General features: G+C 57.1%; 20 protein-coding genes and 3 pseudogenes. 7 read left to right on the top strand and 16 right to left on the bottom strand.

Annotated elements, in window-relative coordinates; all coding sequences use genetic code 11:
• Positions 1–5: 5 nt before the first annotated feature.
• From ntrC to glnA, 6 genes are all read right to left on the bottom strand, one after another.
• Entirely contained in the window at positions 6–1442 is a 1437-nt protein-coding gene (ntrC, locus tag LIX91_RS21565; protein WP_003413458.1) for a nitrogen regulation protein NR(I), read from the bottom strand.
• Complete coding sequence (glnL, locus tag LIX91_RS21560) at positions 1439–2524, bottom strand: nitrogen regulation protein NR(II) (RefSeq protein ID WP_002555720.1); 1086 nt, start codon at positions 2522–2524, stop codon at positions 1439–1441. The genes ntrC and glnL overlap by 4 nt, the downstream gene beginning before the upstream one ends.
• Before the next feature lie 282 nt (positions 2525–2806).
• A complete protein-coding gene (locus tag LIX91_RS21555; RefSeq protein WP_410524762.1) occupies positions 2807–3424 on the bottom strand; it encodes a DUF4124 domain-containing protein in 618 nt (205 codons plus the stop codon).
• Positions 3425–3435: 11 nt separating this feature from the next.
• On the bottom strand, positions 3436–3972 hold the full coding sequence (locus LIX91_RS21550) for a DUF4124 domain-containing protein (protein ID WP_226489109.1): 537 nt from the start codon (positions 3970–3972) through the stop codon (positions 3436–3438).
• 77 nt (positions 3973–4049) lie between these two features.
• A complete protein-coding gene (locus LIX91_RS21545; RefSeq protein WP_003343819.1) occupies positions 4050–4607 on the bottom strand; it encodes a chorismate mutase in 558 nt (185 codons plus the stop codon).
• Positions 4608–4772: 165 nt separating this feature from the next.
• Positions 4773–6179 (bottom strand): glutamate--ammonia ligase, encoded by a 1407-nt coding sequence (gene glnA, locus LIX91_RS21540; RefSeq protein ID WP_003343817.1) that lies wholly within the window; start codon positions 6177–6179, stop codon positions 4773–4775.
• A 336-nt stretch (positions 6180–6515) separates the two neighbouring features.
• Here glnA and thiI point away from each other — a divergent pair, with 336 nt between their 5' ends.
• The gene (gene thiI, locus LIX91_RS21535; RefSeq protein WP_003413443.1) at positions 6516–7970 is read left to right on the top strand and encodes a tRNA uracil 4-sulfurtransferase ThiI; all 1455 of its coding nucleotides are present in this window, start codon (positions 6516–6518) and stop codon (positions 7968–7970) included.
• A gap of 142 nt (positions 7971–8112) precedes the next feature.
• Entirely contained in the window at positions 8113–9933 is a 1821-nt protein-coding gene (gene typA / locus LIX91_RS21530; protein WP_003316380.1) for a translational GTPase TypA, read from the top strand.
• Between the two features lie 99 nt (positions 9934–10032).
• Here the strand turns inward: typA and LIX91_RS21525 are convergent, their stop codons facing one another.
• The 3 genes from LIX91_RS21525 to LIX91_RS21515 all read right to left on the bottom strand — a co-directional run bounded on the left by LIX91_RS21525 (position 10033) and on the right by LIX91_RS21515 (position 13117).
• Positions 10033–10857: a DeoR/GlpR family DNA-binding transcription regulator gene (locus LIX91_RS21525; protein WP_003316379.1), complete on the bottom strand. Its 825-nt coding sequence runs from the start codon at positions 10855–10857 to the stop codon at positions 10033–10035.
• A gap of 130 nt (positions 10858–10987) precedes the next feature.
• Positions 10988–11761: an L-iditol 2-dehydrogenase gene (locus LIX91_RS21520; protein WP_226489108.1), complete on the bottom strand. Its 774-nt coding sequence runs from the start codon at positions 11759–11761 to the stop codon at positions 10988–10990.
• A 39-nt stretch (positions 11762–11800) separates the two neighbouring features.
• Positions 11801–13117 carry an ABC transporter substrate-binding protein gene (locus LIX91_RS21515; protein WP_226489107.1) on the bottom strand — a complete coding sequence of 439 codons (1317 nt, stop codon included), beginning with the start codon at positions 13115–13117 and terminating at the stop codon, positions 11801–11803.
• Positions 13118–13399: 282 nt separating this feature from the next.
• Between LIX91_RS21515 and LIX91_RS21510 the strand changes: the two genes are divergently transcribed.
• The gene (locus LIX91_RS21510) at positions 13400–14299 is read left to right on the top strand and encodes an AraC family transcriptional regulator (protein ID WP_226489106.1); all 900 of its coding nucleotides are present in this window, start codon (positions 13400–13402) and stop codon (positions 14297–14299) included.
• Here the strand turns inward: LIX91_RS21510 and LIX91_RS21505 are convergent, their stop codons facing one another.
• Both LIX91_RS21505 and LIX91_RS21500 read right to left on the bottom strand, forming a co-directional pair.
• Positions 14300–15559, bottom strand: coding sequence for a cation:proton antiporter (locus tag LIX91_RS21505; protein WP_003396859.1), 1260 nt, complete (start codon positions 15557–15559; stop codon positions 14300–14302). It lies immediately after the preceding gene.
• Between the two features lie 279 nt (positions 15560–15838).
• Positions 15839–16168 (bottom strand): DUF2790 domain-containing protein, encoded by a 330-nt coding sequence (locus LIX91_RS21500; protein ID WP_003420126.1) that lies wholly within the window; start codon positions 16166–16168, stop codon positions 15839–15841.
• A 218-nt stretch (positions 16169–16386) separates the two neighbouring features.
• On the opposite strand from LIX91_RS21500, the gene LIX91_RS21495 reads away from it, so the two are divergent.
• Together LIX91_RS21495 and LIX91_RS21490 are read left to right on the top strand one after the other, a co-directional pair.
• On the top strand, positions 16387–16608 hold the full coding sequence (locus LIX91_RS21495) for a hypothetical protein (protein WP_032703409.1): 222 nt from the start codon (positions 16387–16389) through the stop codon (positions 16606–16608).
• A gap of 474 nt (positions 16609–17082) precedes the next feature.
• On the top strand, positions 17083–18408 hold the full coding sequence (locus LIX91_RS21490) for an OprD family porin (RefSeq protein ID WP_226489105.1): 1326 nt from the start codon (positions 17083–17085) through the stop codon (positions 18406–18408).
• Between the two features lie 375 nt (positions 18409–18783).
• Here the strand turns inward: LIX91_RS21490 and LIX91_RS21485 are convergent, their stop codons facing one another.
• Both LIX91_RS21485 and LIX91_RS21480 read right to left on the bottom strand, forming a co-directional pair.
• Positions 18784–19056, bottom strand: a complete 273-nt coding sequence (locus LIX91_RS21485) for a hypothetical protein (protein WP_226489104.1) — start codon at positions 19054–19056, stop codon at positions 18784–18786.
• Between the two features lie 421 nt (positions 19057–19477).
• Positions 19478–20476, bottom strand: a pseudogene (locus LIX91_RS21480) (RHS repeat domain-containing protein); the annotation flags it as partial.
• Positions 20477–20480: 4 nt separating this feature from the next.
• Here LIX91_RS21480 and LIX91_RS25940 point away from each other — a divergent pair.
• Positions 20481–20627 carry a hypothetical protein gene (locus LIX91_RS25940; RefSeq protein ID WP_003343797.1) on the top strand — a complete coding sequence of 49 codons (147 nt, stop codon included), beginning with the start codon at positions 20481–20483 and terminating at the stop codon, positions 20625–20627.
• Positions 20628–20751: 124 nt separating this feature from the next.
• Here the strand turns inward: LIX91_RS25940 and LIX91_RS21475 are convergent, their stop codons facing one another.
• Both LIX91_RS21475 and LIX91_RS21470 read right to left on the bottom strand, forming a co-directional pair.
• Positions 20752–21120, bottom strand: coding sequence for a hypothetical protein (locus LIX91_RS21475; RefSeq protein WP_226489103.1), 369 nt, complete (start codon positions 21118–21120; stop codon positions 20752–20754).
• Positions 21121–21128: 8 nt separating this feature from the next.
• Positions 21129–22520: pseudogene (locus LIX91_RS21470) on the bottom strand (RHS repeat domain-containing protein).
• Here LIX91_RS21470 and LIX91_RS25935 point away from each other — a divergent pair.
• Positions 22500–22805, top strand: coding sequence for a hypothetical protein (locus LIX91_RS25935; protein WP_410524760.1), 306 nt, complete (start codon positions 22500–22502; stop codon positions 22803–22805). The pseudogene LIX91_RS21470 and the gene LIX91_RS25935 sit on opposite strands and share 21 nt — an antisense overlap.
• 549 nt (positions 22806–23354) lie before the next feature.
• Here the strand turns inward: LIX91_RS25935 and LIX91_RS21465 are convergent.
• Positions 23355–25373: pseudogene (locus tag LIX91_RS21465) on the bottom strand (RHS repeat-associated core domain-containing protein); the annotation flags it as partial.
• Positions 25374–25660 lie beyond the last annotated feature (287 nt).

Genomic DNA, 25660 nt, shown 5'->3' with positions numbered 1-25660 from the left:
ACGGCTCAGCCTTCGTCAGCCTCGTCGTCATCCCCGCCATCGATCTTCATGCCCAGTTCCTTGATCTTGCGGGTCAGGGTATTGCGGCCCCAGCCCAGCAGCACGGCGGCATCGCGGCGGCGGCCGGCGGTGTGCTTGAGGGCGGTTTCGATCATGATCCGCTCGAAGGTCGGCACGGCGCTGTCCAGCAGGCTGGACTGACCGCGAGACAAGGCCTGATCGGCCCACTGGCGCAGCGCCTGTTCCCAGTTGGTGACCGGCGCGGCGTCCTGCGGCAGGCTCAGCAGTTCCGGCGGCAGGTCGCTGATGTGCACTTCACGACCCGACGCCATGACCGTGATCCAGCGGCAGGTGTTTTCCAGCTGACGCACGTTGCCAGGCCACGGCAGATGCTTGAGGTACTCTTCGGTCTCTGCCTTGAGCAACTTGGGCTCGACCGCCAGTTCCTGAGCCGCGCGGCTGAGGAAGTGCTTGGCCAGGGTCGGGATATCTTCGCGACGGTCTGACATGCGCGGAATGTGGATGCGGATCACGTTCAGGCGGTGAAACAAGTCCTCGCGGAACTTGCCGGCCTGTACCAGGGTTTCCAGATTCTGGTGGGTGGCAGCAATGATGCGCACATCGACCTTGACCGGCGTGTGACCGCCGACCCGGTAGAATTCGCCATCCGCCAGGACACGCAACAGACGGGTCTGGGTGTCGGCGGGCATGTCACCGATTTCATCGAGAAACAGCGTGCCGCCGTCGGCCTGTTCGAAGCGCCCACGACGCAGGTTGGCCGCGCCGGTGAAGGCGCCTTTCTCATGCCCGAACAGCTCGGACTCCATCAGGTCCTTGGGGATCGCCGCCATGTTCAGCGCAATGAATGGCGAGGCCGAACGCGGGCTGTGGCGATGCAGTGCGTGAGCGACCAGTTCCTTACCGGTACCCGACTCACCGTTGATCAACACCGTGATGTTGGAGTGACTCAGACGGCCGATGGCGCGAAACACTTCCTGCATCGCTGGCGCTTCGCCAATGATTTCAGGGGTGCGGGTCAGCGTCGGTGCAACGTCCAGGCCCTGTTGCTCCTGAGCGTGCTGATTGGCGCGCTTGACCAGCGACACGGCTTCATCGACGTCGAACGGCTTTGGCAGGTACTCGAACGCGCCGCCCTGATAGGACGCCACGGCGCTGTCCAGGTCCGAGTGGGCGGTCATGATGATCACCGGCAGACGCGGATGCTGCTCGCGAATCCGCGCCAGCAGGTCCAGACCGCTGGCACCCGGCATGCGGATGTCGGAAATGATCACGTCCGGTTGCTGACGGGCCAGACGGCTCATCACCCCGTCGGCGCTGTCGAAGCTTTGCGTGGTCATGCCTTCCTGTTGCAAGGCTTTTTCCAATACCCAGCGGATAGAACGATCGTCGTCTACGATCCAGACAGTTTCACTACGGCTCATGTCGAAGCTGCTCCTTGTTCCAGCGGCAGGAAGATCGAGAACGTGGTGTGGCCGGGATGGCTGTCACACTCGATCAGACCCTGGTGCTGGCTGATGATGTTCTGGGTAATGGCAAGACCTAATCCCGTACCGTCCGGGCGGCCACTGACCATGGGGTAGAAAATGGTTTCCTGAAGCTCGGCCGGAATACCGGGGCCGTTGTCGATGATTTCGATCTTGCTCACCAGTCGATGGCGAACGTGGCCGATGGTGAACTGGCGCATGGCGCGGGTACGCAGGGTGATCCGGCCAAGGCGCAATTCGTTCTGGCCGCTGATGGCCTGCATGGCATTGCGCACGATATTGAGCACGGCCTGGATCATTTGCTCGCGGTCGATCAACACGTCGGGGATGCTTGGGTCGTAGTCGCGCACCAAGGTGATGCAGCCCTGGCTTTCGGCCTCAACCAGGCTGCACACGCGCTCGAGCACTTCGTGCACGTTGGTCATCGCCAGCGATGGCAGCTTGTTGGAGCCGAGCATGCGGTCGACCAGATTACGCAGGCGGTCGGCCTCTTCGATGATGACGTTGGTGTAGTCCTTGAGGCTTTCTTCAGGCAGCTCGCGGGCCAGCAGTTGTGCGGCCCCGCGAATGCCGCCCAGCGGATTCTTGATTTCGTGAGCCAGGCCACGCACCAGCATCTTGGTGGTTTCCTGCTTGGACAGCTGGGCCTCTTCCTTGGTGATGCGCAACAGCCGGTCACGCGGGTGTACTTCAAGCAACAGCAGGGTATCGCCCTTGCTGAGGATAGGCGTCACCGCATAGTCGACAGTCAGGGTCTGACCGGTCAGTGCGGTGAGCATCGCTTCGCGTTTGGTAAAAGGATGAGCCTGTTCGACAGCCTGACGCAGCGAACTCAATGCTTCGGCCGACTCGGTGAACAGCTCGCTGATGAATTGCCCATGGCTGCGCTGCCCGCTGATGGCCAGCAGCATTTCCGCCGCCGGGTTCATGTACTCAAGTCGCAGGTCAGCGTTGAGCAGAATGGTGGCAGTGGTCAGGTTATCCAGTAACAGTCTGTGCAGCGCATCGCTGATAGTCATGAATCGTGTTGACCTCTTTTGGCACATTGCAGTCGCGCAATGCGGGTGCTGGTTGGTCTGCACCAGCAGGAGCAAGGCCACCAATACGGTGCTATGTCAGTGAAGTTGCAAAAAACAAACCAAGGCTCCGAAAAGAAGCGCTTTATCTGCAAAATCGGGCCGTTTTTGTAAAGAGTGCCCGCATACGGCGCTACCCGGCCAGGCTTCCTGAACCAGATTGGGCTGTATTGTTGCGCAGGCAGACATTGAGCGCACCAAAAAGGTGCTGACGATTTGGCGAGGTCAGAAGAAGGGCAGGATGCTGCTTTTTGGTTCGGGCTTGTCCTTGAGCGGACACTCCGGCCGCACACCGTAGTCATCATCCTTGCAGGGATGAGTCACGCGCTTTTGCGCCAGGGAAATGCGCTGTACGTGAAACGGCTGGTTCGGGGTTTTTTCCAGAACACGGCCGAGCTCGTCGAAAATCTCTACCGACAGTTGATGCGTGCCGCGATCCACGTTGCTCAACGGGAACACCGGGCTGCGGCCGGCCTGGCCGACGGCAACGTTATCCAGCATCAGCCGGTAGCTGTGCCCCGCTTGTAACACCGGTTCGCTGGTGACGGTAACGATCAGGTCGCCACTGGGATTGACCAGGGTAGCGTCCGGTTCGGGCACCAGGATTCTCAGCAACTGGTAATGAAACATCGGTTGTACTGCAGGTTTGGCAGGGTGGGCTTTCAAGGTGCGGGTCGGCGGTGTGCCGGTCATGTTGTTGCTGGGCGCGATGTCGACGCGGGTGGCGTTCTTGCGCGGCTGGTCGGTAAACACCCGATTACCCTGCGCGTCGATATAGGTGTAGACGTCGGCCACTGCGGGCAGCGTCAAGAGCAGCAACAGGCAGGTCAGCAGACCGCGCATCGTGTATCTGCTCATGGCTTGCCGAAGTGTACGCGCTGTACGGTCAGGGTGATGGTTTCGCTCTGTTGAATGATCCGCTCGCCGTCTTTCACGACCACCGCGAAACTGTGTTCACCGCGATCTACGTTGACCACCTGAAAGCGCGGCAGGTTGGAGGGTTGCCCGTACAGGTTGCCGTCCAGCAGCAGTTGCAGGCTGTGAGTCGGCTGCAGGCGTGGCTGGATCTTCACGCCGATGATGAACGTGCCATTGTTGGCGCGTAACGCTTCGTCGGTGGGCAGGTCGGTGAGTTCCAGTACGTCATAGGCCGTTTGTGGCTGCGATTGTGGCGCGACAGGGGCTGGTTGCGGCTCGCGGTTGAGGGCTGGCCTGGAAGGCGTCTGCGTTTCGATGCTGTTGAGGGGGGGAAGCTCGACCACTTCGGTCTTGGTCCCGTTGGGCGGCTGGTTGCTGAACGCGGTATTACCGTTCGCATCGGTGTACTTATAGATCTGCGCCAGCGCGGGCAGGCTGATCAACAGCAGCAGGCAAATCAGACTTTGACGCATGAGACTCTCGACAGCAGGGCAAGATTGGCCGTCAGCATAGAACACATCGTCCTATGCTGCGCTATCTGCCTGATGTGTCAGAGTTTCGCAGGGCAAAGGTCGGCTGTGGCCAGTACCAGCGCCTGATCGTGAATCGGGTCGGTCTGATAACGCTTCAGCGCCGCATCCAGTTGCATCTGGCAGGTTTCCGCCTTGCGCAGTGGCTGGAAGTCCGCGTAGGCCTGGAGCAACTGGGTCTGCAGGCGATCCAGTTTCGGACGGATGTCATCGACCAGGCTGAGCCTGACCGTGTCGGGCGCCTTGCCTGCCGCATGCCATTGGGCGAGCAGGGCGTTCTGCACCTGTTTATTGGCTTCGATCTGGGCGCGGAACAGGCGTTGAACGTCATCGGGGTTGAGCTTGAACTCGGCAGCACGGGCCTGGGCGGCGCTGATCACTTGCAGCTCGCGCGGCGGGTCCTCGACGGCCTTGCCGCTGTCCCACTTGCTCAGGGCAACCTGATCGGCGATGGTCAGGCGCTCGCTGATCGCTTGCAGCAGAGGTTCAAGTGCAGAAGGCTTCTGCTCGGCAGTGAAGGCGAAGCAGGTAGACATGAACGTCATTGTCAGCAGGGAAGTGGCCAGAATAAGGCGCATGGCAGTTCCATCTCAGTTCGGTTGGGAGATGCAGATTTAACTCCAGGCGACCGGGCAGAGCCAGCGTTGCGGGGTGAACAAATGTTCACGCGGTAAAATCCGGGCAAAAAAAAAGACCTCCCGAAGGAGGTCTCCTGTTACGCCAACAATGCTGGCGTGGCTGGATCAGCAGCTGTAGTACAGCTCGTATTCCAGTGGGTGTACGAAGGTGCGAACCTTGATTTCTTCTTCGCTTTTCAGCTCGATGTAGGCATCGATGAAGTCGTCGCTGAAGACGCCGCCCTTGGTCAGGAACGCGCGGCCCTTGTCCAGTTCTTCCAGGGCTTCTTTCAGGCTGCCGCAAACTTGCGGGATCTCTTTGGCCTCTTCAGGCGGCAGGTCATACAGGTTTTTGTCAGCTGCGTCGCCAGGGTGGATCTTGTTCTGGATGCCGTCCAGGCCAGCCATCAACAGAGCAGCGAATGCCAGGTACGGGTTGGCTGCCGGATCCGGGAAGCGTGCTTCGATACGACGGCCGCGTGGGCTGTTGACGTAAGGAATACGGATCGATGCGGAGCGGTTACGCGCCGAGTAGGCCAGCATGACCGGAGCTTCGAAACCCGGGACCAGACGCTTGTAGGAGTTGGTCGACGGGTTGGTGAAGCCGTTCAGAGCCTTGCCGTGCTTGATGATGCCGCCGATGAAGTACAGGGCGGTATCGGACAGACCGGCATAGCCTTCGCCTGCGAAGGTGTTCTTGCCATCCTTGGAGATGGACATGTGTACGTGCATACCCGAGCCGTTGTCACCGTACAGTGGCTTGGGCATGAAAGTAGCGGTACGGCCGTAAGCGTCGGCAACGTTGTGTACGCAGTACTTGAGGGTCTGAACTTCGTCAGCCTTCTTGACCAGCGTGTTGAATTTCACGCCGATTTCGTTCTGGCCGGCAGTCGCCACTTCGTGGTGGTGAACTTCAACGGTCTGGCCCATTTCTTCCAGAGCGTTGCACATGGCGGTACGGATTTCGTGGTCGTGGTCGACCGGTGGCAGCGGGAAGTAACCCCCTTTGACGCCCGGACGGTGGCCTTTGTTGCCGCCATCGACGTCGCCGTCGGTCATCCAGGAAGCCTGTTCGGAGAAGATCTTGAACATGGAGCCGGAGATGTCGGACTTGAACTTCACTTCGTCGAAGATGAAGAACTCTGGCTCCGGACCTACGAATACGGTGTCGCCGATACCGGTCGACTTCAGGTATTCCTCGGCGCGGTGGGCAATGGCGCGCGGGTCGCGGTCGTAGCCTTGCATGGTCGAAGGTTCGATCACGTCGCACACCAGAACCAGGGTCGGCTCTTCGGTGAACGGGTCGAGCAGGGCGGTTTCGTCATCCGGCAGAAGAATCATGTCGGACGCTTCGATGCCTTTCCAGCCGGCGATGGAGGAACCGTCGAACATTTTGCCGACTTCGAAGAAATCGTCTTCCAGTGCATCGCGCGCAGGCATGGTGACGTGCTGCTGCTTGCCCTTGGTGTCTGTGAAGCGCAGATCAATCCATTTAACGTCATGATCTTTGATGAGTTGAACCGACTTCGACATGGTGTCCTCCGGGTGGCTAGAGACCGACTTGATAGAGTTATGGTCCCTTGAATTTGGGTGATGCCGGCGCAGATACTCTGCCAAGGCAACCTGCCTCACAAGGGAGCAATTTGCATGCCAGTGCCCCGTGTTGGGTTTTTTGCCTCAAACGCAGGTTTTCAGGGGGCGAAAACGCACCGCGCGGGAAAAACACGCACCTTTATGGCGCTGCAATTTGGTGCGCCGACTCTTTTTGGTGCGTCGTTGATTGCGTGTACGATAACTGGTTAAACCTTGAGCAATTTCCGCTATAATCCGCGCCCCCCTTTTTTGGTCGGCACCTCACGCTCCGTTTCCATGAAACTAATCGTTAAAGTTTTCCCAGAAATCACCATTAAAAGCCCGCCGGTGCGCAAGAAGTTCATCCGGCAACTGGGCAAGAACATTCGTACCGTGCTCCGTGAACTGGACGCGGACATTGTCGTGGGTGGCGTATGGGACAACCTTGAGGTCGAAACCCGGCTGACCGACGCCAAAGTGCTGCAGGGCATCAGGGAACGGCTGAGCTGCATGCCGGGCATCGCCAACTTTCTGCAGGTCGCCGAGTACCCGCTGGGCGATCTGGACGACGTGGTTGCCAAGTGCAAACTGCACTACGCCGACCTGTTGCCTGGCAAGATGTTTTCAGTGCGTTGCAAACGCGCCGGTCGACACGACTTCAGCTCCATGGACGTCGAGAAATACGTCGGCAGCAAGCTGCGCATGCAGTGCGGCGCGGCCGGAATCGAGCTGAAAAAGCCCGATCTGGTCGTGCGCATGGAAATTCGCGACCAACGGTTGTTTGTGGTTCATGACCAGCATCAGGGCATGGGTGGTTACCCACTGGGTGCGCTGGAGCAGACCCTGGTATTGATGTCCGGCGGGTTCGATTCGACCGTTGCGGCCTACCAGATCATGCGCCGCGGGCTGATGGCGCACTTCTGCTTCTTCAATCTGGGCGGACGAGCCCATGAACTGGGCGTGATGGAAGTCGCGCACTTCATCTGGAAGAAGTACGGCAGTTCACAGCGCGTGCTGTTCGTCAGCGTACCGTTCGAGGAAGTTCTCGGAGAAATTCTGCAGAAAGTCGATAACAGTCATATGGGTGTAGTTTTGAAGCGTATGATGTTACGCGCTGCATCCGCCGTGGCTGATCGTCTTGAAATCGATGTGCTGGTCACCGGCGAAGCGATTTCACAGGTTGCCAGCCAGACGCTGCCCAACCTGTCGCTGATTGACGCGGCGACCGACAAGCTGGTCCTGCGGCCGCTGGTTGCCACCCATAAGCAGGACATCGTGGACCTGGCGACTGAAATCGGCACCGCTGATTTTGCCCGGCACATGCCAGAGTATTGCGGGGTGATTTCGGTCAACCCGAAGACCAACGCCAAGCGAAATCGCGTTGAGTACGAAGAAAAACAGTTCGACATGGCGATTCTCGAGCAGGCGCTCGAACGCGCGAAGCTGGTTTCGATCGATCGGGTCATCGACGATCTGAGCCGCAATGTCGATATAGAAGAAGTCAGCCAGGCGCTGGCCGGTCAGGTGATCCTCGACATCCGTCACCCGGATGCCCAGGAAGACCAGCCGCTGCAAGTCCCTGGCGTGGAGATACAGACGTTGCCGTTCTACGCATTGAACAGCCGTTTCAAGGCACTGGATGACACGCGCCAGTACCTGCTGTATTGCGACAAAGGCGTCATGAGTCGCCTGCATGCCCACCATTTGCTCAGTGAGGGACATGCCAATGTGCGCGTATATCGACCGAGCTAAGTGCCCGGGGCTGTTTGCCTGTGGCTTGCTTCACCGGCCCCCCGACACCTGTCGTCATGCCGTTACGGCTTTTGCCGACTCAAAATAGTAATCGCTGTCCTTAACCAGTCAGCAGACCGAATCCTCTGATCGAGATACACAAGTGATCGAAAATCTACGTAACATCGCCATCATTGCTCACGTTGACCATGGTAAGACCACCCTGGTAGACAAACTCCTGCGTCAATCCGGCACTCTGGAGCGCGGCGAGCTCAACGATGAGCGCGTGATGGACTCCAACGACCAGGAAAAAGAGCGCGGTATTACCATTCTCGCGAAGAACACCGCGATCAACTGGAATGGCTACCACATCAACATCGTGGACACCCCGGGCCACGCCGACTTCGGTGGTGAAGTAGAGCGCGTGATGTCGATGGTCGACTCCGTACTGCTGCTGGTCGATGCCCAGGACGGCCCTATGCCGCAAACCCGTTTCGTGACCAAGAAGGCTTTCGAAGCCGGCCTGCGTCCAATCGTGGTCATCAACAAGGTTGACCGTCCAGGCGCGCGTCCGGACTGGGTTCTGGACCAGATCTTCGACCTGTTCGACAACCTGGGTGCTACCGAAGAGCAGCTGGACTTCAAAGTCGTCTACGCCTCGGCCCTGAACGGCATTGCCGGTCTGGAACACACCGATATGGCTGAAGACATGACCCCGCTGTACCAGGCGATTGTCGATCACGTCCCTGCGCCAAAGGTTGACCGTGACGGTCCGTTCCAGATGCAGATTTCCGCACTGGACTACAACAGCTTCCTGGGCGTCATCGGTGTTGGCCGTATCGCTCGTGGTCGCGTCAAGCCGAACACTCCGGTGGTTGCCATCGACGTCAACGGCAAGAAGCGTAACGGCCGTATCCTGAAACTGATGGGTCACCACGGTCTGCACCGCATCGACGTTGAAGAGGCAGCTGCCGGCGACATCGTCTGCATCAGCGGCTTCGACCAGCTGTTCATCTCCGACACTCTGTGCGACCCACTGAACGTCGAAGCGATGAAGCCGCTGACCGTCGACGAACCTACCGTTTCGATGACCTTCCAGGTTAACGATTCGCCGTTCTGCGGTAAGGAAGGCAAGTTCGTCACCAGCCGTAACATCAAGGAACGTCTGGACAAGGAACTGCTGTACAACGTTGCCCTGCGCGTTGAAGAAGGCGACACCGCCGACAAGTTCAAGGTCTCCGGCCGTGGTGAGCTGCACCTCTCGGTACTGATCGAAACCATGCGTCGCGAAGGCTTCGAAATGGGTGTTGGTCGTCCTGAAGTGATCATCCGCATGGTTGACGGCGTCAAGCACGAACCGTACGAAAACGTGACCATCGACCTGCCTGAAGAAGCGCAGGGCGCGATCATGGAGCAAATGGGTAACCGTAAAGGCGACCTGACCAACATGGTTCCGGATGGCAAGGGCCGTGTGCGCCTCGAGTACAACATCCCGGCACGTGGCCTGATCGGTTTCCGTAACGAGTTCCTGACCCTGACTTCCGGCGCAGGCATCCTGACCAGCATCTTCGACCGTTACGACGTGATGAAGTCTGGCGACATGTCCGGCCGTCAGAACGGCGTTCTGGTTTCGGTTGCTACCGGCAAGGCGCTGACCTACTCCCTGGAAACACTGCAAGCCCGTGGCAAGCTGTTCCTGGGTCATGGCGAAGACGTGTACGAAGGTCAGATCGTCGGTATCAACAGCCGCGACAACGACCTGGGTGTAAACCCAACCAAAGGCAAGAAGCTCGACAACATGCGTGCTTCCGGTAAAGACGAAACCATCGCTCTGGTTCCGCCAATCCGTTTCACTCTGGAACAAGCGCTGGAATTCGTACAAGAAGACGAACTCTGCGAAGTGACTCCAAAGTCGATCCGCCTGCGTAAGAAAATCCTTGGCGAAAGCGAGCGTACTCGTGCTGCCAAGAAGTCGGGCAACTGATTAATCAGTTAGTCGGCTAGACACAAAAAAACCCGGTCGCGAGACCGGGTTTTTTTATGCCCGCTATTTGCCTCTGGTATCAGCCAGCCTTGAGGCAACCTACTTCGAACGGCCGCCCACTGGCGCCAGCAGCAACTCGATACGCTGCTTGCGAATCCCGTCGGCAGCCGCTTCGGCCAAGGCCGCGTCGGTGATGATGGTGTCGAACTGCTCGAGCCCGGCGACCTTGTACATGCCGAAGGTGCCGTATTTGGAGCTGGTGGCGATCAGCACGGTTTGCGAGGCGGATTGCATGGCGGCCTGCTTGACCTCGACCTTCAGCGCTGACGGTGTGGTGGTGCCGCGTTGCAGGTCCCACGAGCTGGTGGACATGAAGGCCACATCGGTCGCCAGCTGACGCAAGGTTGCCGCTGCCAGGCCGCCGACGCTGGAGCGGTTCGGATGATCGAGCAGCCCACCGGTGTGAATCACATCCACATGCGCAGCATCGGCCAGCGCGTTGACCACGCCGAAATCATTGGTGACCACGGTCATGCCCGACAGCGCGATGATGTGCGGGACGATTTCGAGTGTGCTGGTGCCTGCGTCCAGATAGATCGTCATGTCCGGGTGCAACAACCCCGCTGCGAGCCGCGCCATGCCCTGCTTGTGCGGCAACTCTACCACCGCCTTGGACTGGTGGCTGGGTTCGCTGTGGACCTGGCTGGCGATACGCACGCCTCCGGTGACCGAGTAGGCACGACCTTCCTGCTCCAGCAGGGCGATGTCGCGGCGGATGGTCATGTGCGAGCAATCGAACATCTCCATCAACTGATGCACGCTGAGCACCTGATGCTTGCGTAACTGACGCAGCATCAGCTCCCGGCGCTGATCAGGGATCATAGGTGTACCGCCGGAAATGGCGATCTCCTCTTCAGTGGACATTCGTACTCCTGTACATCAATGAGCCGCCTCAGGCAGCAGACGGTCCGCGCATCTTAGCCAATCGCTTCGGCAATGGAAGCGGTTGCAGGCTTTTTTGCGCGGTTCGGCTCATCTTTACCGCCGTCGCACGTCAACTCATCCAGTTGCCACCGTCGACGTTATAGGTCTGGGCGACCACGTACTCGCTGTCCGCTGAAGCCAGGAAAATGGCCATGCCGGTCAAATCGTCCGCCGTGCCCATGCGCCCGAAAGGCACTTGTTCGCCCACCAGCTTTTTCTTCTCGCCCAGCGGCCGGTTTTCGTGGCGGGCGAACAACGCATCGACGCCGTCCCAGTGTTCGCCATCGACCACACCCGGCGCGATGGCGTTGACATTGATGCCGTGCCTGATGAGGTCCAGCCCGGCCGATTGGGTCAGGCTGATCACCGCAGCCTTGGTCGCGCAATACACCGCCACCAGCGCCTCGCCCCGGCGCCCGGCCTGGCTGGCCATGTTGATGATCTTGCCGCCGTGTCCCTGGTCGATCATTTGCCTGGCTGCTGCCTGCAAGGTGAACAGCGTGCCGCCGACATTGATCGAAAACAGCCGCTCGTAGCTGTCGCGGGTGATGTCGACGATCGGCGCCAGGTCGAACAGCGCGGCGTTGTTGATCAGGATATCCAGCTTGCCGACCTGGGCGACTACTGCGGCGATGGCCTGGTTGATGGACGACTGATCCGTGACGTCCATCCGCACCGCATACGCGTTGGGTCCCAGTTCGGTCGCTGTGGCCTGTGCGCGTTGCAGGTCGATATCGGCAATCGCCACACGAGCGCCTTCGTGAATGTACGCCTGCGCAAACGCCCGGCCGATGCCTCGCGCCGATCCGGTGATCAGCGCGCTTTTACCTTCAAGTCGTTTCATGGGTTCATCGTCCGTTCAATACAGTTGAGGGCTGGCGCTCTACTTCGGGTAGCCGGCACGTTTCATCTCGCGCTCGGTCACCGCCTGCGCGGCTGTGAGCGCCTGTTCAGTGGTGGTTTGCCCGGTCACCGCAGCAGAGAACAGCTTGCCGACCGAGGTGCCGATGGCCTGAAACTCGGGAATGGTCACGTACTGGATACCAACGTAGGGCACGGGTTTGGCCGACGGGTGCGCGGGGTCGGCGTGTTGCATCATCTGCAACGTTACTTTGGCGAACGGCGCAGCTTTCAGGTAAGCCTCGCTGTAGGTGGAGGTGCGGGTGCCAGGCGGTACGTTGCTGATGCCGTCTGTCTCGGCGACCAGTTGGATATACGCCTTGGACGTCGCCCAGGCAATGAACGCCTTGGCCGCATCCTTGTGCTTCGAGGTGGTCGGTATCGCCAGCGACCAGGCGTAGAGCCATGACGAGCCCTTGTCAGTCACTTCAACCGGCGCAGGTGCAAAGCCGACGCTGTCGACGACCTTGCTCTGCGCCTTGTCGGTGGTGAACGAGCCGGCCACGCTGGCATCCACCCACAATGCGCATTTGCCGCTGTTGAACAGCGCGAGGGTTTCGTTGAAACCGTTGCTCGATACGCCCGGCGGGCCATAGTTTTTCAGGGTGTTGACGTAGAAGTTCGCAGCCTTGCTCCATTCCGGGCTGGTCAATTGCGGTTTCCATTGCTCATCGAACCAGCGCGCGCCGAATGCGTTGGCCATGGTGCTGAGCAGGGCGATGTTCTCGCCCCAACCGGCCTTGCCGCGCAGGCACATGCCGTAAACGCCCTTGTCGGGCTGATGCAGCTTCGCGGCGAATTCGCCCAGCTGCGTCCAGGTCGGGTGTTCGGGCATGCTCAAGCCTGCTTGCTTGAACAAGTCGGTGCGGTAATAAGTGATGGTGCTTTCGCCGTAAAAGGGCAGGGCATAGAGCGTGTCCTTGACTGACAAGCCTTGGCGCACCGAGGGAAAGATGTCCTCCAGATCGTAGTCAGGCGCAAGGCCGGTGATTGGCTCCAGCCACTGTTTGGCGCCCCATAGCGGGGTCTCGTAGGTGCCGATGGTCAACACGTCGAACTGGCCACCCTGCGTGGCGATATCGGTGGTCAGGCGCTGACGCAGGACGTTTTCTTCGAGCACTACCCAGTTGAGTTTGATGTCGGGATGCTGCTGCTCAAAGGTTTTCGACAGGCGCTGCATGCGGATCATGTCGCCGTTGTTCACCGTGGCGATGGTCACGATTTCGGCGGCCTGGACAGTCAGGTTGAAAAGGGCGGCGGACACGCCTGCGGACAGGAAAAGCTTTTTCCGAATGTTCATCGTAGTGCTCTCCACCCCGCGCCTTGTCTGGCGGGAGTCATTGTTTTTGTTGTTGGCCACGGTTGAGTCACCCTGGTGGACGGCTCGATTACAGCAGCCCTCAGGAGGCTGAACAAACGCAGCGCGGATCATCGACTGATACTTTTTTAACCGAGCATGCTCCGGCTGTCCGAAAGCAAAAAAGTATCAGTGCCGGTTTGATCGCGAGCTAGCCTTGGCCAGGCGCGAGGGCGTATGTTCAAGCGTCCACAGCGCATTCATAACGATAAAAAGGGGCATCCCGTGCCTGACAGCCGAGCCGCCTTGCTCGAGCAGCGCCCTGCCGAGCTTGAGGTTATTCTCCCGCAGCCCGACCACTGCTTTCGCTGGTACGAGCACGACTATCCCTACGCACTGGCGCGCTGGAACCATCATCCGGAATTCGAAATTCATCTGATCCGCCAGGGCAGCGGCAAGCTGGTGGCCGGGGATTACATCGGTGAGTTCACGGCGGGGCATGTGGCCCTGATCGGTCCGGATCTGCCGCATGACTGGATCGGCGATCTGGCCCCCGGTGAGCATTTGCCCGGGCGGGACGTGGTGCTGCAGTTCGACGGTGCAGCGTTGCTCGCCTTGCGCGGCACGCTGCCGGAAATGGGTGACTTGCAGCGGCTGTTCGAGCAGGCGCGACGCGGCCTGGAGTTCACCGGTGCGACAGCGGTGCAGGCTGCACGCTTGCTTGAAGAGATTGGCCCGGCTCAGGGGCTGGAGCGGCTGATTCTGTTCCTGCAACTGGTCAACACGCTGATGAAAGCGCCTGCGCATGAGGTTCGCCTGCTGGCCAGCACCTGGTATGCACCGACCCTGGATGCGCGCAGCTCCGAACGGATCAACAAGGCGTTCGACTATCTGCTGACCGAATTGACCAGCGATATTCGCCTGTCCGTTATCGCGCAGCGACTGGACATGAGCGATCCGGGGTTTTCACGCTTCTTCAAGCGCACCACGGGCCATTGTTTTATCGATCTGATGCGCAAACTGCGGGTCCAGCGGGCTTGCCGGCTGCTGCTGCACAGCGAGATGTCGGTGTCGGACATCTGCTTTGAAGTCGGCTATGCCAACCTGTCCAACTTCAACCGGCACTTCCGCGTGGAGATGCAGCAGACGCCCAGTGAATACCGGCGCGCCGCCGCATCGGTCTGATCAATGCTCTGCCGGCTCTTTCGCCTGCGGGGCGCGGGTAACGGCATTCACCAGCTTGCCGATGGTCAGGCCCTGCAGAAGGATCGACAGCAACACCACGATGTAGGTGATGCTCAGCAGCAGATCGCGTTCCGGCCCGGTCGGCAGGGCCAGCGCCAAGGCAACCGAGACACCGCCGCGCAAACCACCCCAGGTGAGGATGCGGATCGTGCCGTGCGGCACCTTGCGCCAGCGACGCAGGAGCAGGATGGCAGGGGCGACGGTGACGAAGCGCGACAGCAGAATCGCCACCGCCAGCAGGCTGGCCGCAATCAGGTGCTGCCACGAGAACGGCAACAGCAACAGCTCCATGCCGATCAGCGCGAACAGCAGCGCGTTGAGCATGTCATCCAGCAATTCCCAGAAACCGTCCATGTAACGACGGGTCATGTCGTTCATCGCCAGATTACGTCCCAGGTTGCCAATGATCAGCCCGGCCACGACCATCGCGATAGGGCCGGACACATGCAGTTCAGACGCCATCGCCGAGCCGCCGATCACCAGCGCCAGCGTGAGCATGACCTCGATCTGATACTGCTCGATGCTCTTGATCATCAGGTACACGGCGTAACCGATCAGGCCGCCGAACAGCACACCGCCCACCGCTTCGTGGACGAACAGCAGAGCGGTTTCGCCTACTGTCGGCGTTTCACCCAGCTGCGCGATGCCCAGCAGCACGGTGAACACCACCACCGCGGTGCCGTCGTTGAACAGGCTTTCGCCGACGATCGTGGTCTTCAGCGGTTTCGAGGCGTTGGCCGTACGCAACACACCGAGCACCGCAATCGGGTCAGTGGGCGAGATCAGCGCACCAAACAGCAGGCAGTACAACGGGCTGACGTGCCAGCCGAACAGGGCAAAGATCCAGTAGGCCAGTGCGCCGATCACGGTGGTTGCAATCAGCACCCCGAAAGTCGCCAACAGGCCGATGGGCCAGCGGTAGCTCCTCAAATCGCCAAGGTTGACGTGCAGCGCCCCGGCGAACAGCAGAAAGGACAGCATCCAGTTCATCAGCAGGTCGCCGAAGTCGATCTGGCCGATCAATTGTTGAACGCGATCTTCCAGGCCGGGATAGCCCAGAAAGCTCAGACCCTGCAGCAGCAAAGAGAACATCAGCGCGGTGACCATCACGCCAATGGTGGGCGGCAGACCGATAAAACGGTAGTTCACGTAGGTCAGCAGCGCAGTGAGGCAGATAAAACCAGCAGCGAGTTCAAGCATCGGTCATTCCAGAATCCGTAAGTGCAGTGTCTCGATCACCGTAACCGAGCCTGTGTTTGATGGAACGGATCTACGTCCAGACACATCTCGACACGCCACAGTGGGGTTTGCGTTGACCACGCAAAGACGGTGATGTTGCAAAAAATGCCGGAATCACCAAACGAAGCTGGATTTGAGATGGGGGAGGGAGGGCATTGCAGACGCAAAAAAGTCAGCCCGAATGACGATCCGGGCTGACGGGGGATGTAACGCTGAGTGGCCTTCCTGGCAGGGTTAGAATCATTGGCTGTTTCTGCATCCGCTGAGGACCTGGTACTGAACCGTATTCAGCTTGCCTTTGGAGTCTTCGTACGTCATCAGCTTTGGCATCACGCTACAGGTTTGCAGATCCGGGGATTTGCGGACCAGCTTGGCAATGTCCAGCTTCATGCCGTAGGTGTACTCCTTGATCTCCGGCATCGGCTTGTTATGGAGGGCGGCATACTTCTGCACGCTGGCCTGGTGTTCCTTGATCACCGTAGTGGCCTTGACCTCGTCAGAGGTATAGGCGAAAGCACTGACTGGCGAAAGGATAACCAGAGCAAGTAACAACGATTTGGCTGTGCGCATTTTCTTTTGTCTCCGTTTGAATGTGGCTTAACCCTAACCAGTGCGCACTAACCGGAAGGTTGCTGAAACATTACAAATCGGTCATCTCGAAGATGTCAGCTTCCTAACAGTATTGTCATTGTTCGCTCACCTTCCTGTTAGCTCCCCCTCCGTAAGCTTGTTTCATCCCTGACGAGCGCCGAGCGCTGCGCAGGTCCGACATTCAACCGAGAAAGGTAATGATGATGAAACTGGTCAAATCGATGGTCTTCGCCTTAGCTGCCTTGTCCGCCACTGCAGCCTTTGCCGATGACGGTAACGAGTACGCAAGCCCCGCTGCCGACAAGATGCGCCTGGCGCAAGAGATGCGTTTCAAGGAACAGAACAGCAGCAAAGCCGAGCGGTACGTCAATGCCGACGAGAAAGCCGAGGCTGAACGGTCGACCAAGTCCGAAGGCTGATGCCTTTGCTACCCGACCCGCTGCACCCCCATTCGCCCTTTGTAGCAGCTCCCTGCTCCTTTGGTCGGGGCGAATCTTTAAGCGTCCTTCGGGGCGCTTTTTTTATTCCCGTATCCACACAAATCGTTATCACGCCCGTGCTCTAGCGCTCAGCGTTATACATAAGTCCCGTGGGAGCGAGCTTGCTCGCGAAGAGGCCGGTACAGCCGCGAGAAGCAGGGCGCTTGAACCAGGGAATGCAGTTTTGGACGCTCTGCGCCCTATCTTGAATGTTGGCTTGTGTTGGTCAAAGCGTGAGTCATTTTTATTGAATAGACACACGCTGCAGCGCACTTCCTTTCATATTTGTAATCCCGCCGTCACCTCGACGTTATCTTCGCCACTTCAAGATGGTGCCCCGCTGGCAGCTCTCGTACTTATAAAAAGAGCCAGGTCGACACGTTTAAAACAATCTGCCGATCCATCGGAGCATATATGACCCAACTCAGAACATTGTCCCTTGCCCTGTGCTCGACACTGGCAGGTGTAACGCCGATTACAGCACTCGCCGAAGAACAGAAAGAAGGCTTCATCGAAGGCAGCACGCTGACGGTGCTCAATCGTAACTTCTACATGAACCGCGACCATCGCAATGGCGAGTCCAGCCCGACCGGCAATGGCTATTCCGAAGCATGGGCGCAGGGCATCATCGGGCGATTCCAGTCAGGTTTCACTCAAGGCACATTCGGCGTCGGCGTCGATGCATTTGCCATGATCGGCATCAAGCTCGACACGGGGGATGGCAGAAACGGTGGGCGCAGCGCTTTTGATGTACTGCCGGTCGATGAGCAAGGCAACGCCCGGGACGAGTACACCAAAGTCGGCGGCTCGCTGAAGGCCAGGGCTTTCGACACCGTCGTGAACGTCGGCGATGTGTTCCCGTCGACGCCGGTGGTTGCCTTCGGCGACTCCCGCCTGCTGCCGGAGAGCTTCCGCGGCGTTACCGCCGTCAACAACAGCATCAGCGGCCTGACCCTGCAAGGCGGTCGCCTGCACTCCATGAGCCAGCCCGTCTCCAGCAACCTGCGCGACGGTTTCGCCACCTTCTACGGCGGCGCGGTCGACGCACCATGGGTCGCCTACTTCGGCGGCGACTACCAGGCCACCGACGCGCTGAGCCTTGGCCTGTACACCAGCCGACTCAAAGATGTCTGGGATCAGAAATACGCCTCGGCGTCTTATGTGCTGCCACTTTCCGATGACCTCGCACTGACCGGTAGCCTGAACTATTACAACGCCACCGACGAAGGCAAAAAGCTGCTCGGCGAATTCGACAACGACATCTGGAGCGCAAAACTCGCCCTGCAATACGGCGCACACACCCTGTCGCTTTCGCACCAGCGCAACGAAGGTGATGATGATTTCGACTACCTCAGGCAGTCCGACTCCATCTACCTGGCCAACTCCATCCAGTACAGCGACTTCAACTCACCCAAGGAGCGCTCGTGGATGGTCACCTACAACCTCGACATGTCCACCTTCGGCGTCCCCGGCCTGTCGTTCATGACCCGCTACGGCAAAGGCACCGACGCCGACTACTCCAACGCCAACAGCACCTACATGCGCCGCGACGCACAAGGCAACCCGCTGACCGATCAAAAACGCTGGGAGCGCGATATCGAAGCGAAATACATTGTGCAGACCGGATCGCTCAAAGACCTGTCGCTGCGCGTACGCCAGGCAACGACCCGGGCCACGGCGTTCGAATCGGATCTGGATGAGGTGAGGGTGATTGTGGAGTATCCGTTGAGTGTGCTTTGAGGGGGATGATTGAGTGAGGCGTCCTTTGGGGCGCTTCACAATTAGAAGGGCAGGCGAGGGGACGACCGATGGCAAGGGCATTCGCTCTGCTTTAGACCGGACTCCTTTAAGCAATAGCTCTGATTCACCCTAGTCGTCTGGAGATAGCTCCAATGCCAGTTATCTCCTGGCTTAGGCTAGCCTGTACGCGTGCCTAGAGCCAGGCCGACTAGACAATCCTTGTCGAAATACTACGCCTTAAACCTCAGGCTCTGCTCGACCTCGTTCACCTGTACCTTTCCTTACCTGCCTCAGGCAGTACCGCATTGATAAGTTGGTGGTCAGCATTTCTCTTGTAGGTGATTACAGATAATAGCGTTATTCAAGCTGGAAAAATTAAATGTGATAGTTGATATATTTTTGTAGTTGTTTTTGAGCAAAGTCCATTTGCTCAACTAGAGGGTTTTCATAATCGCTGTAGATTTCTAGGTATTCTCTTGGTGAGCTTTTAATTAGGTTTTCTGTTAAGCAATCTTTTAATAGATCTCTTAGAGTGTTCTCATAGCTTCTTATTATTGCGTGCAGATAAGATTCTCCGCGCATCAGTTCGACATTTCTCAAGTCGACCAATATGCTTTTTATTAATAGCTCTAGCTCGTTCTTGCTCATTTCTTCCCTCCTAGGGAGTTCTAATTGTTTTAATACCCACGATCCAAGATTCTGGCCAGTTTTGTGGCATCAGAATTTGATCAGCCCCACCTTTAAATATCGTACCTGACTTAGTTACTTGCGGCGCTACTGAGCCGATATTTAAAATTGTGCCTTTAGGTATCAGTATTTTTGCCTCGAACTGTCGCGTATTTTTCCATTCTGGTAATAACGCAGCGTCCAGCTTTGCCTGTATTCGGCTTGATGCCGGAGATGTGGAAACAAAGCCTCCGCTTGCTTTTGCATTTCCACCAAATACACGGTACACATAGATATCTTGTGTGGTGACTACAGTCTTATATTTACCATTTGTAAACGATTCTGCAACCCAGCTAGGCAAATTTGCCTTTTCGACTGAAGAGTATTTTCCTTTGAGACTTTCACAGCTCAAACCAAAGGGATCGACCCAGCTGGTAGAGCTTGGGGCATAGCTATAAAGATTCAGACCCCCACTCAACCCAATCGGATCCTGCGTAATAAACCGTCCAATCTCCGGATCGTAATACCGAAACGTGTTGTAGTGAAGCCCCGTCTCGACATCGAAATACTGCCCCTGAAACCTGAGGTTCTGCTCGACCTCGTTCACCACCAGCTTCTCAATCGCCCCCCACGGCCGATACTTGGCCTGCCAGACGATCTGCCCTTCGGCGTCGGTCATCTCCAGTGGCGTACCAATCTGGTCGGTGTGGAAGTAGTAGACCTTGTTCTCTACCTCGCCCTCTTTCTCATCAACACGGGCCAAAGGCGCATAGCTGCCGGGTTCGTACAGATACAAGCTGCTCTGCCCCGGGCTTTCTTCACGCAGCAAGCGAAGGCCTTGCCAGAGAAATAGTCGATGGTCGGTCTTACCCTTGATCTCCCACTGTTTGGCAACACGCCTGCCCAGGCTGTCGTATTGATAGCTGCTGGTGCTTTCCACCTGACTGTTGGCCATGGTCTCGGTTTTGACCAGGCGGTTTTCGCAGTCGTAGGTGAAGGTCTGCCAGCGGACGATGCCGACGATTTTCTCAACCAGGTTGCCCCACGCGTCGTACTTGTATTCGTGGTTGCTCCATTGCTTGAGGCGGTTGTCTTTGACGCGGTCGAAGCGGCTGGTGTTGAAGTTCAGGCGGTTGCCAGCGGCGTCGTAGCGGAACTCTTCACCGTCGAAACGTTTTTCGGGGTTGTGTTCGAGCAGGCGGCCGTTGGCTTCGTATTCGTAGGTGACTTCGCCACGCAGTTTGTCGAGGGTGCGGCTCAGTTCGCCGGCCGGGTCGTATTCGTAGCGGCGATGGAGCGGGTTGTAGGCGTGCTCGACGTAGCGCTCTGGCTTTATGAGCGGGTTCTGAATCTGCGACAGTTTTTCAGCGGGCAGGGTGGTTGCATACCGCCAGGTCTTGCGTCTCATGATCGCTGATCAACTGGCTATCGAGGTTCAGTTGGTGCAAGTGACCGCTGCCGTAGTAAAAATCATCCGGATGATTGATGCTAAGCAATTGCCGCCGGTTTTGCATTCCAGCGTGGTGATGTGTAGTTTGTTTTTAAAGAACTGACTTTTAGTATTAGGGATCAATATTTAAACTTTCAATATCAACAATCAGCATAGGCTCAATTGATGTTGCCTCGTTGGAAGTTGCTACAGTTTAGCATGCAGTTGAGGTGGCGCATTTTTACATGCTAATAAGTGACGGCCATTTTTATTGCCTTACCATTAACTATAACTTTTCCCCAGTCACCTGATAGGGTGTAGCCGTCGTCGCTGCTCGAAAAACTGTCTATATTCCCATAATCAGTTTCACCAGAAGAATCTGAGAACGCTATGAACCTTCTGTCGATCCATTCAAAAGAGTCTACATTTAGAAAGCATAGCGAAATCTTTCGGTAGCAATACTGCTCGCTAGTTACAGGCTTTTCATACATCGGGTGACTTTCTAAAACAACGGCTTCCAATTTGAAGGTCAATGATCGAATACCTTCTTCAATTGCTAAGACGTAGCTATCCTCGAAGTAAAAATTCGAAAGCTCCGGAATTTCGTGGTAATTCATACAGTTCCTTATATATCAAAGTCAATCGGGGTGTGATTATTTGGGCTTTTTCTAGTTACAGGATTGCCAAAAGCATCTGTTCTTTGGCCCGTTGCGTTTTTAAATTCAACATGCGGATCGGCACTTCCTGGAGCTCGTGAGCTACCTTGTTTTATTGTTACACGAGGAATACCATTTTCATCAATATATTTGAGAGGTCCTCCGTCGGTTTTAGAAGGTTTCCAACCCTGAGCTTCTGCATACTTTTTTAGTTCACTTGCTTTAGGCATTCGCCCTGCATCAAAAATCTCATCAATTCCCTTTGCACCACTTGCAGAGCTTTTGCATAAACCGAACGGATCAACCCACCCATAAGGATTAGGCGCATATTGATAGAGATTATCCCCACCCGACAACCCAATCGGATCCTGCGTAATAAACCGTCCAATCTCCGGATCGTAATACCGAAACGTGTTGTAGTGAAGCCCTGTCTCCACATCGAAATACTGCCCCTGAAACCTGAGGTTCTGCTCGACCTCGTTCACCACCAGCTTCTCAACCGCCCCCCACGGCCGATACTTGGCCTGCCAGACGATCTGCCCTTCGGCGTCGGTCATCTCCAGCGGCGTACCGATCTGGTCGGTGTGGAAGTAATAAATCCTGTTCTCCACCTCACCTTCGCGCTGATCAACACGGGCCAAAGGCGCATAACTGCCGGGCTCGTACAGATACAAGCTGCTCTGTCCCGGGCTTTCTTCACGCAGCAATCGAAGGCCTTGCCAGAGAAATAGTCGATGGTCGGCCTTGCCCTTAATGTCGGACTGTTTGCCAACGCGCCTGCCCAGGCTGTCGTACTGATAGCTGCTGGTGCTTTCCACCTGACTGTTGGCCATGGTCTCGGTTTTGACCAGGCGGTTTTCGCAGTCGTAGGTGAAGGTCTGCCAACGCACGATGCCGACGATTTTCTCGACCAGGTTGCCCCACGCGTCGTATTTGTATTCGTGGTTGCTCCACTTTTTGAGGCGGTTGTCTTTGACGCGGTCGAAGCGGCTGGTGTTGAAGTTGAGGCGGTTGCCGGCAGCGTCGTAGCGAAACTCTTCGCCGTCGAAGCGTTTTTCGGGGTTGTGTTCAAGCAGGCGGCCGTTGGCTTCGTACTCGTACGTGACTTCGCCACGTAATTTGTCGAGGGTGCGGCTCAGTTCGCCGGCCGGGTCGTATTCGTAGCGGCGATGGAGCGGGTTGTAGGCGTGCTCGACCTAGCGCTCTGGCTTTATGAGCGGGTTCTGGATCTGTGACAGTTTTTCAGCGGGCAGGGTGGTTGCGTACTGCCAGGTCTTGCGCCCCAGAGCGTCATAGCCGAAGCAACTGGTGAGCTTGCCTTGGGTGCGATAGATCTCGCGGTGCAGGTCGTCGCGCTCCATGTCGCTGATCAACTGGCCATCGAGGTTCAGTTGATGCAGGTGACCGCTGCCGTAATACAAATGGTTCAGGTGCTGGCCGGTGGGAAGGGTCAGCGTGGTCAGGTTGCTGAGTGGATCGTAGTCGTAGGTCAGCGCGCCCTGAGGCGACGATTCCTGCGTCAGGCGGCCCAGAATGTCGTAGGCAAATTCCAGTTTTTCAGCCGTGACACCGAGTTTTCTGCCGCCGTCGGTTGGCGTGCGCTGGATGGACAGCAGGCGGTCGCCGTCGTCGTACTTTTGGAATAGCAGTTCAATTAGAAAACAATTGAGTCCAAAATAAACTGTAGTTTCACAGGGTCCGCAGCATTCCCAAAATAATATTCGTTCCCTCCATCACCGAGCAGTTCAGGGGGTGTCGACTTCCAATACAGCACGTAATATTTTTCGTCCAACAAATCCTCTAATGCGCCTGCATCATCATATGTTGAGATTCTAATGTAAGGCCCATATTCCGAATGAATAGACACTAACACTCTCTCTCCGACTTTTGAATCAATCATAGCCTACCTACCACTTAATGCTGTTAAACCAGTCCAGCTCCTGCTGATTAGGAGCTCGTTTGATGCCTTTAGTATCTAGAGCGTCTTCATATCTAATTGGGCGTGTTGCTCCAGGTACATAAGGGTTGGCTTCCGTTTCTTTAACTCGGGTACTAGTCATATCGAATTCCGTGCCATCTTTATAGGTTATTTTTACTCCCGGCTCACCAGCCTTACCACCCAGTCGAGTGGTGTTCTTTGTGGTTCTGGTAGTAATCGTTCCAATTTCTTTTGCACCACCCGAAGAGCTTTTGCATAGACCTAACGGATCAACCCACCCATAAGGATTAGGCGCATATTGATACAGATTATCCCCACCACTCAACCCAATCGGATCCTGCGTGATAAACCGTCCAATCTCCGGATCGTAATACCGAAACGTGTTGTAGTGACGCCCCGTCTCGACATCGAAATACTGACCCTGAAACCTCAGGTTCTGTTCGACCTCGTTCACCACCAGCTTCTCAATCGCACCCCACGGCCGATATTTGGCCTGCCAGACGATCTGCCCTTTGGCGTCGGTCATCTCCAGCGGCGTACCGATCTGGTCGGTGTGGAAGTAGTAGACCTTGTTCTCTGCCTCGCCCTCTTTCTCATCAACACGTGCGAGCGGCGCATAGCTGCCGGGTTCGTAGAGGTACAGGCTGCTCTGCTCAGGACTTTCTTCACGCAACATCCGCAATCCCTGCCAGAGAAAGCGTTTCTGGCCGGTCTGCCCCTTGATCTCCCACTGTTTGGCAACGCGTCTCCCCAGGCTGTCGTACTGGTAGCTGCTGGTGCTTTCCACCTGACTGTTGACCATGGTCTCGGTTTTGACCAGGCGGTTTTCGCTGTCGTAGGTGAAGGTTTGCCAACGCACGATGCCGACGATTTTCTCGACCAGGTTGCCCCACGCGTCGTATTTGTATTCGTGGTTGCTCCATTTTTTGAGGCGGTTGTCTTTGACGCGGTCGAAGCGGCTGGTGTTGAAGTTGAGGCGGTTGCCGGCAGCGTCGTAGCGGAACTCTTCGCCGTCGAAGCGTTTTTCGGGGTTGTGTTCAAGCAGGCGGCCGTTGGCTTCGTATTCGTAGGTGACTTCGCCACGCAGTTTGTCGAGGGTGCGGCTCAGCTCGCCGGCCGGGTCGTATTCGTAGCGGCGGTGGAGCGGGTTGTAGGCGTGCTCGACGTAGCGTTCTGGCTTTATGAGCGGGTTCTGTATCTGTGACAGTTTTTCAGCGGGCAGGGTGGTTGCGTACTGCCAGGTCTTGCGCCCCAGAGCGTCATAGCCGAAGCAACTGGTGAGTTTGCCCTGCGTGCGATAGATCTCGCGGTGCAGGTCGTCGCGCTCCATGTCGCTGATCAACTGGCCATCGAGGTTCAACTGGTGCAGGTGACCGCTGCCGTAATACAAATGGTTGAGGTGCTGACCGGTGGGAAGGGTCAGCGTGGTCAGGTTGCTGAGTGGATCGTAGTCGTAGGTCAGGGCGCCCTGGGGCGAAGTCTCCTGCGTCAGGCGGCCCAGAATGTCGTAGGCGAATTCCAGTTTTTCAGCCGTGACACCGAGTTTTCTGCCGCCGTCAGTGGGTGTGCGCTGAATGGACAGCAGGCGGTCGCTGTCGTCGTAGGTGAAATCCTGACGGGCGTCGTCGTTGAGTCTGGCCAGCAAGCGGCCAATCGGGTCGCGCTCGAAATGCGTGCTGCGTTGTGGTCGCTCACCTTTCTCGCTGTAGCCGATTTCCTCGACCTGAGTCAGATGTCCGCCGAGGTTGTAGCTGAAACGGCGGGTCAGTTGGTCGATGCGCTTTTCTTCGATCAACCGGTCGGAGTCGTCGTAGGCGAACGTGTAGGTGGCGTCGTTTTCATTAGTCAGCGCGGCAAGGCGCAGGGCTTTGTCGTACTGATAGCCCACGATAAAACCCTTGGGGTCCTGACGCCTGATCGGCAGGCCACGGGCGTTGCGCGCCAGGTGCGTGGTCTGGTCCTTGCCGTTGGTGTGCGTCAGAACCTGGCCGTGGGCGTTGTAGGTGAAGCTCTCGCGGGTGCCGTCCGGATGGTTGATGCTCAGCAGTTCGCCGCCGGGTTTGCGTTCCAGTGTGGTGGTGTTGTTCAGGGCGTCAGTGACGGCGACCAGTTGATCGCGTTCGTCGTAACGGTACCAGGTGCTCTTGCCCGAGCAGTCCTGGAAGCGCTCGACCTGCGCCAGGTTGTTCCACCACAGGTATTTGGATTTGTAGGTCGCATTGATGATGGTGTGCGGCAGGCCATCTTCGCTGTTGAGGTATTCGGTCTTGTGCCCAGTGGGTTGCTGTGACGGGTCATCACACCGTCGGTTTAGGTGGGGGCGGGGGATGGAATCGCCATTATGTTTGTGCAACAAGAAGGAGGCTCAATCAATGTTGGCGGCCTCTCTTCTAGATTAGTTTTTAAAGAGCTCCGAGCAGAATCTGAGCAAACCCTCACTCCAAAAAAATCGACTAATAAGTTTAAGAGTTTTCTCTAGTTTTTGAACTGGAAATAGCGCAAAAAATCTTGCAGGTTAAAATTAAAAAGCTATTCGTAAAGCCCCGCATGTTGTGCTTTTTT

The organism is Pseudomonas sp. B20 (assembly GCF_020515755.1).
In the GTDB taxonomy this organism is placed as follows: domain Bacteria; phylum Pseudomonadota; class Gammaproteobacteria; order Pseudomonadales; family Pseudomonadaceae; genus Aquipseudomonas; species Aquipseudomonas syringae.
This window is presented reverse-complemented; position numbering and strand designations above follow the sequence as displayed.